Here is a 7,127-nt window from a genome sequence, read left to right as displayed (position 1 = left end):
TTCGTATACCGGGCAGTTCCTCGCCCGGATGCTGCCGTCCACCAGCGCGCGACCGGACCAGCCCGCCGCCGTGGCCAACAAGCCCGATGCGCGCCCGCCGCGCAAGGTGAAGCCCGAGAAGCCGGCGAAGAAGGCAGCCGCCGCCAAGAGCACCGGCAAGGCCAGCAAGACCGCCACGGCCGGCACCAAGAAGAAGAAGGACGCCTGATGAGCAGCGAACACAAGATCCTGGCCCGCATTCCGATCAGCGTGCGCTGGCGTGACATGGACAGCATGGGCCACGTCAACAACGCCAAGTACATCTCCTACCTGGAAGAGGCGCGCGTGCGCTGGATGCTGGGCGTGGAAGGCGTGTCGATGACCGACCGCATCGCACCGGTGGTGGCCGCCACCAACGTCAACTACCGGTTGCCGATCGTGTGGCCCAACGACATCCTGGTTGAGCTGTTCGTCGAGCGCCTGGGCAACAGCAGCGTGACCATCGGTCATCGCATCGTCGACCAGCAGGACGAGTCGAAGCTGTATTCGGACGGCAACGTGGTGGTGGTCTGGATGGACACGCAGACCGGCAAGAGCGCGCCGCTGCCGGACGCGATCCGCAGCGCATCCACCTGAAGGTAGTGCCGGCCGCTGGCCGGCACTCTCCCCGCCGGGCATGGCCCGGCGCGACCGTTCCAATCAAAGGACTGACATGATCCACCAGACTGAACTGCGCGACCTGCTGCCCGGCATGGTCCCCTTCCCCGCCGACGTATTCCCCGATGACCAGGCTTGGCTTGGCCAGCACCTGTTGCCGCTGCTGAAAATCGACCTCGGCGTGCTGCGCCCGGAACTGGCCGGCAGCGTGGCCACGATGCTGTGCCCGATCGAGCCCTACGACGGCTGTATTGGTGAAACCACCGAAGAGCACCACAACGCGTTAACCGGCACCAACTGGATCGCCTTTGCACTGACCGCCGACAACCGCATGCGTTTCCTCGGTGAGGAGGGCTACTTCATCGGCGACCAGGTGCAGGACAAGCACGCGCTGAAGCACATCGCTGAGATGCGTGAGAGCTACAGCAAGGCACGTGCGTACTTCCAGCAGCATGGACGCCTGGCCAGCTATTCGCGCTATGGCGACGGCGAGCCCGGCGAGCAGGCGTACCTCGATGTGCTGGGCGGGCAGATCTCGACCGGCAACTGGATCGAAACCGCGGAGATTCCGGCCGCCTTCGCGCTGGCGTTCACCGAGGCTGCCGACGACCGGCATGCGCCGGACGATGCCGAGCGCGCGATCATCACCCGCGATGGCCACAARTTCTTCGCCGTGGCCGAAGTGGCCGGCTACAACTGGTGTGCAACCGGTGCCGATGCGATCGTGATGCTGTACGAGCCGGAAAGCCGCACGGTGCTGTTCTCGTACGACTGGTCGTAAGCCCCACCGCGCTGTGCGCTCGCCGGGCATGGCCCGGCGCTACCGATTAAGCCCCACCGCGCTGCGCGCTCGCCGGGCCATGCCCGGCGGAACGAGCGCCGCGTTACGGCGCGGCCTTGCGCACTATCAGGGCCGTGCTGACTTCGGTGCCCCCCTCCAGTTGCACCTGCAGCCACACGGGCTGCCCCTCCTCCAATACGCGCCTGCCGTCCATCAACATCAGGTGCAGGCCGCCGGGCTTGAGCACGGCACGTTCGCCCGGCGCCAATGGCAGGCGCTCGACAGCACGCATGCGGCTGACCCCGTCGACGATCCGGGTCTCGTGCAACGACACATCACCGAAACTCGCACTGCGCGCACCGATGATGGTCACCGCGGTGGAGCAGCCGTTGCGGATCACGCCATAGCCGGCAGTCATGGGCGTCGCCGTCGGGCTGGGCGGCAGACGTACCCAGCCCTGCGAGACGGTGACGCACTCCGGCACCGCGGCCGCCGCCGATGCTGCGCCCGCACACATCATCAACAGTACGCCAACGAATGGTTTGGTTATCATCGCCCAGGTTCCTTCTTCGCAACGAGACCCGCAGCATGACGACGCTCATCGAGGTGATCAACCATGGCCCCATCCGCGAACTGCGGCTGGCGCGGCCGCCGGTCAATGCACTGGACACCGAGCTGTGCCGGCAGTTGATCCATGCCATCGAACTGGCGATGGCCGAGGACGCGCACGGCATCGTGCTGTCCGGCAGCGAGCGCATCTTCACCGGCGGCATGGACGTGCCGCACCTGCTCTCGCATGGTGATGACAAGCACAAGCTGCTGGACACCTGGAACGCGTTCTTCGGCGCGGTACGCACGCTGGCCGAGAGCCGCATCCCGGTGGTTGCGGCGATCACCGGCCATGCACCGGCGGGCGGCTGCGTGCTGGCCCTGTGCTGCGACTACCGGGTGATGGCACGCAGTGCCGATCCGGCGCGCCCGTATGCCATCGGCCTGAACGAAGTGCAGGTCGGCCTGATCGCACCGGAAGGCATCCAGCGCCTGTTGCGCCGTGCGGTGGGCGCGCACCGCTCCAGCGTGCTGCTGGCCACCGGCGCGCTGGTACCGGCCGAACAGGCGCTGCAGATCGGCCTGGTCGACGAACTGGTGGATGGCGAACTGGTGGCGGCCCGTGCGGTGGCCTGGCTGCAGGACCTGCTGAAGCAGCCGCGGCAGCCGATGCTGCTGACCCGTGCCATTGCCCGCGCCGAGCTGCACGACGCCCTGCATCCGGACCTGATCCAGCTCGACCGCTTCGTCGAGGCCTGGTTCGCACACCGGTATAATCGACCCCTCTTTCATCGCTGTGGCCGCCCCCTTGAACGACATGCCCGAACCCGTCGTCTCCGAGCTGATCGATCTGCTCACCCTGGAGCGGCTGGAGGACAACCTGTTCCGSGGCCAGAGCCGCGACATCGGTACCAAGTACGTGTTCGGCGGGCAGGTGCTGGGCCAGGCCCTGGCGGCCGCGCAGGCCACGGTCGACAATGGTCGCCATGTGCACTCGCTGCACGCCTATTTCCTCCGCGCCGGCAACATCGACCATCCGATCGTCTACGACGTCGACCGTACCCGCGACGGTGGCAGCTTCTCGGTGCGCCGGGTGACCGCCATCCAGCATGGCAAGGTGATCTTCTTCTGCGCGGCCTCGTTCCAGCAGGCCGAATCCGGTGCCGAGCACCAGCACAAGATGCCCGAAGTGCCGCAACCGGAAGACATCGAACCGAACCGGCCGTTGCCGGCGGAGGTGCTTGAGCGCTTGCCGATCAAGGTGCAGCGCTGGCTCTCGCGCGGCGGTCCGTTCGAGTTCCGCCATGTGTATCCCCGCGATGAACTGAACCCGCCCAAGCGCCCGCCCTACCACCAGGTCTGGCTGCGCCTGAGCGAGCGCGTGGGCGATGCTCCCGAGCTGCACCAGGCACTGCTGGCCTACGCGTCGGACTTCCACCTGCTGGGCACGGCGACCTTCCCGCACGGCATCAGCTACTACCATCCGCACGTGCAGATGGCCTCGCTGGACCACGCGATCTGGTTCCACCGCCCGTTCCGCGCCGACGATTGGCTGCTGTACTCGCTGGACAGCCCCAGTGCGCAGGATTCGCGCGGCCTGGCCCGTGGCCAGTTCTTCACCCGTGATGGCGTGCTGGTTGCCAGCACCGCCCAGGAAGGCTTGATCCGCGTGGTTCCGGACCAGGCAGCAGCGGCCGCCGTGCCGGCCAAGGATTGACCGATGCGTCAGATTTTCAGCAGCCAGCGCGTGGAAACCGTGGAAGGCGTGGCCGAGCTCCTGCGCAGCCACGACATCCAGGTGAAGGTCACCAACGGACGCTCGTACAAGACCCGTCGCCGGGGTCAGTTCAGCTATACCGACCTGGGCAATGCAGGCGCCTACCCTGCGGTGTGGGTCGTGCGCGCCGACGACCAGCCGCGTGCGCGCGAAATCCTGCGCGACGCCCGCCTGCTCGACACCACCCGTCGTGACCACCCGACCGCCGAATTCGCCTTCCGCGATGATGTGCAGGAAAGTGCCGGTGGTCGTGGCTGGGCCTGGCGCATCCGCATTGCCCTGCTGGTGGTGATCGCCGGGGTGGCGCTGGTGATCGGCCTGCGCCATCGCGGTGCCCCTGCCCCAACCGCGCCGGTGCCCACCCCGCAGGCACAGCCGCAGCAAGCACAGCCGACCGCGCCGGCACCGCCGGCAGAAGAGGAAGTGCGGGTCCGCATCCAGCCGTCCACGTAACGCGCAGGTAGTGCCGGGCCATGCCCGGCGAGCGCAGCGGCCTGACAGAAACGCCGCCGGGCATGGCCCGGCGCTACCGGGACGCGAACCGGTCACATTCGGCGCGCGGCTCCGTCATGGGACACAATCCCTGCAGGAGCCCGCCGCCATGACGATCTTCGCCGCAAGCATCGACGAAACCCTGGAACGCGAACTGCCGGCCGCCAGCAGCGGATGCCAGCATGCCTATGGCCGCATCGTGCTGGCCTGCCAGAACACGGTCACCGCCATCGCCCTGGCCATCACCGGCGACCGCCAGGCCAGCGAGGACATCGCCCAGGAAGCGTTCGTGAAGGGCTGGCAGCAGCTGCACCAGCTGCGCAGCGCGAGCAGCTTCCTGCCTTGGCTGCGGCAGATCACCCGCAACCTCGCCCGCGACTGGCTGCGCGCACAACGTGGCCGACCGCTGAGCGGCGAGGCTGCCGAAGTGGCGCTGACCATGGCTGCGGATCCGACCCCGGGCGTGGCCGATCGCCTGCAGCGGCTGGAAGAGGAAATCGCTGCCGAAGACATCATCTCTGCCCTGCCCGCCGACAGCCGCGAAGTCCTGCTGTTGTATTACCGCGAGGGCCAGCATTCGCAGCAGGTGGCCGACCTGCTCGGGCTGAGCGACGCGGCGGTACGCAAGCGCCTGTCACGTGCCCGTGCGCAGGTGCGCGAGGGCCTGCTGCAGCGCTTCGGCGAATTCGCACGCAGCAGCGCGCCCAGTGCTGCGTTCGCAACGGCGGTGGTGTCGATGGTGATGATCGCCGCGCCCGGCACCGCCAGCGCGGCGATCCTGCTGGGAACCGGCGTCGGCGTGGGGGGCAGCAAGCTCGGCCTCGGTGGCGCCAGCGCTGCCGGCGGCACCGCGCTCGGCTCGTTGACCGCCACGCTGGGCCAGCTGCAGATGCTGCCTGCGTCAAGCTGGGCCGCGATCATCGGTGGCGTCGTCGGTGGCGCACTCGGCAGCTATCTCGGAGGGCGTTTCCTGCTGTCCTACGCAGAGACCGGTGCCGAGCAGGTCCAGGTCCGCCGCTTCGTCAACCTCAGCACCGGCACCAGCCTGGGCTGGTGCCTGGCCATCCTGTTCACCGTGCTGCTGCAGGCGCCGATGTGGGCGCAGCTGCTGGTGCTGGCACTGGGCCTGGTGGTGGTCAACTACCAGTGCCTGGTGACGCTGCGGCGAATCATGGCGCCGCTGCTTGCGCGTGATGCAGCCCGGCGTGGGCGTAACGGGATCAACTGGAAGTACGAATCCATGTACGGCCTGACCGGCATGATGGCGGTGAACCTGATCGTCATCGGTGCCCTGGCCTACACGATGACGCTCAGCGGCCGCCTGTAACGGACAACGCCGGCAGTGCGCCGGCGTTGTCGTCGATCACTGCATTGAAAATCAGCGCTGCGGCTTCGGCGCGGCGGCGTCACGGGGGCCGCCGTGGCGCGGGCCACCGTGCATCGGGCCCTTGGCGGCGTCGAACTCGGCCTTGCTCAGCTGGCCATCCTTGTTGGTATCGGCCGCGGCGAACCAGGCGTCACGATGCTGCTTCATGCGCAGCTCGCGGTCGGCCTTGTCCAGGTAGCCATCCTTGTTGAGGTCGAGCTGGTCGAAACGCTCGGCCAGGCGCGGATCGGCCTTGGCTTCGTCACGGCTGATGCGGCCATCCTTGTTCGTGTCCAGCTTGGCCCAGCGCTCGCCGCCGCGACCACCGTGGCGGCCATGCTTCCAGCGCGGCAGCTCATCACGCGAGAGCTTGCCGTCCTTGTTCTTGTCCAGCTCGTCGAACTTTGCGGCCAGGCGCGGGTTGGCCGCCGCTTCGCTGCGGTCGATGACGCCGTCGCCATTGGTATCCAGCTTGGCCGAACGCTGCGCCGGTGCAGCCGGGGTGTCGGCAGCCAAGGCAATGCCGGTCGCGGAGGTGCCGAGCAGCAGGGCCAGCAGCAGGGGGGTACGGATCATGGGGTCACTCCTGGAAATGGGATTGGCATCGGGGTGAACACCTCACCCTCGGAGGACAACAACGCCTGACCACGACCTCGGTTGACGCAGCCGCCCATTCCATTCATCCGGCGGACAGTCGCCGCCATTGCGACAGGCTGGAGCTATGCTGTGCCCATGGCGAGACACGGCGACAGAGACGACGAACTGCGACTGTTCCAGACCGGCGAGCACCCCTGCGGGTACTGGCCGGACCGGGTTGCACGCGACCTGGTGCTGGACCCGCAGGACCGTCGCCTCGGCGGGCTGTACCCGCTGGCCCTGAGCTGGGGCTTCCGACGCAGCGGCGACCTGGTCTATCGCCCGCATTGTGCGAACTGCCACGCCTGCGTCGCCGTGCGCATTCCGGTGGCCCGCTTCGCCCCGGATCGCAGCCAGCGCCGCTGCGCCGCCCGCAATGCCGATCTGGAAGTGCGCATCACCGCGGCCATGCCACGCGAGGATCTGTTCGAGCTGTACCACCGCTACCTGGTGCATCGTCATGCCAAGGGCGGCATGGACGACCACGGCCCGCACGAGTTCGAACAGTTCCTGATCGGCAGCTGGTCGCACACGCGCTTCATGGAAATGCGCCTGCCCGGCCACGACGGGCAGCCCAGCCAGCTGCTGGGCGTGGCGGTAACCGATGTGACCGAGCACGGGCTGTCGGCGGTCTATACCTTCTTCGACCCCGCCCATGCCGCGCGCGGGCTGGGCACGTTCGCGATCCTGCAGCAGCTGGAGTGGGCCCGCCGCGAGGGCCTGCCCCACCTGTACCTGGGCTACTGGATACGCGAGCACCAGAAGATGGACTACAAGCGGCGCTATCGCCCGCTGGAGGCCTACGATGGCCGCCGCTGGCATGATTTCGATGACGAACTGGACGGACGCTGACAAACCACTGACACCGGGCCAGGTGCACAATATGGCCC

At 67.8% G+C, this 7,127-nt stretch carries 9 protein-coding genes and 1 pseudogene; 8 read left to right on the top strand and 2 right to left on the bottom strand.

Features of this window, described 5'->3' with window-relative positions:
* The 3 genes from AC1VAN_RS13110 to AC1VAN_RS13100 form a co-directional block, all read left to right on the top strand.
* The coding region (locus tag AC1VAN_RS13110) for a hypothetical protein (RefSeq protein WP_480985946.1) at positions 1–208 on the top strand (208 nt) is incomplete at its 5' end.
* Complete coding sequence (locus tag AC1VAN_RS13105) at positions 208–615, top strand: acyl-CoA thioesterase (RefSeq protein WP_025873855.1); 408 nt, start codon at positions 208–210, stop codon at positions 613–615. The genes AC1VAN_RS13110 and AC1VAN_RS13105, both read left to right, overlap by 1 nt.
* A gap of 76 nt (positions 616–691) precedes the next feature.
* The gene (locus tag AC1VAN_RS13100; protein ID WP_080149416.1) at positions 692–1,417 is read left to right on the top strand and encodes an enolase; all 726 of its coding nucleotides are present in this window, start codon (positions 692–694) and stop codon (positions 1,415–1,417) included.
* A 103-nt stretch (positions 1,418–1,520) separates the two neighbouring features.
* Here AC1VAN_RS13100 and AC1VAN_RS13095 read toward each other — a convergent pair whose 3' ends face one another.
* The gene (locus AC1VAN_RS13095) at positions 1,521–1,970 is read right to left on the bottom strand and encodes a copper chaperone PCu(A)C (protein ID WP_025873857.1); all 450 of its coding nucleotides are present in this window, start codon (positions 1,968–1,970) and stop codon (positions 1,521–1,523) included.
* A 35-nt stretch (positions 1,971–2,005) separates the two neighbouring features.
* Here AC1VAN_RS13095 and AC1VAN_RS13090 point away from each other — a divergent pair.
* The 4 genes and pseudogenes from AC1VAN_RS13090 to AC1VAN_RS13075 form a co-directional block, all read left to right on the top strand.
* Positions 2,006–2,731 (top strand): annotated as a pseudogene (locus tag AC1VAN_RS13090) (enoyl-CoA hydratase/isomerase family protein); the annotation flags it as partial.
* 52 nt (positions 2,732–2,783) lie between these two features.
* On the top strand, positions 2,784–3,683 hold the full coding sequence (tesB, locus tag AC1VAN_RS13085; protein ID WP_032951563.1) for an acyl-CoA thioesterase II: 900 nt from the start codon (positions 2,784–2,786) through the stop codon (positions 3,681–3,683).
* 3 nt (positions 3,684–3,686) lie between these two features.
* Positions 3,687–4,196, top strand: coding sequence for a pathogenicity-like protein (locus AC1VAN_RS13080; RefSeq protein ID WP_442252392.1), 510 nt, complete (start codon positions 3,687–3,689; stop codon positions 4,194–4,196).
* Between the two features lie 148 nt (positions 4,197–4,344).
* Positions 4,345–5,562 carry an RNA polymerase sigma factor gene (locus tag AC1VAN_RS13075; protein WP_032975964.1) on the top strand — a complete coding sequence of 406 codons (1,218 nt, stop codon included), beginning with the start codon at positions 4,345–4,347 and terminating at the stop codon, positions 5,560–5,562.
* A gap of 51 nt (positions 5,563–5,613) precedes the next feature.
* Here the strand turns inward: AC1VAN_RS13075 and AC1VAN_RS13070 are convergent, their stop codons facing one another.
* A complete protein-coding gene (locus AC1VAN_RS13070) occupies positions 5,614–6,177 on the bottom strand; it encodes an EF-hand domain-containing protein (RefSeq protein WP_442252391.1) in 564 nt (187 codons plus the stop codon).
* A 156-nt stretch (positions 6,178–6,333) separates the two neighbouring features.
* Here AC1VAN_RS13070 and AC1VAN_RS13065 point away from each other — a divergent pair, with 156 nt between their 5' ends.
* Entirely contained in the window at positions 6,334–7,089 is a 756-nt protein-coding gene (locus AC1VAN_RS13065; protein ID WP_032975961.1) for an arginyltransferase, read from the top strand.
* The last annotated feature ends 38 nt before the right edge of the window (positions 7,090–7,127 follow it).

Source organism: Stenotrophomonas sp. 05L44_2, assembly GCF_056665995.1.
Note: the sequence above shows the minus strand (reverse complement) of the source record. Positions and strands in the feature narration are given on the sequence as shown.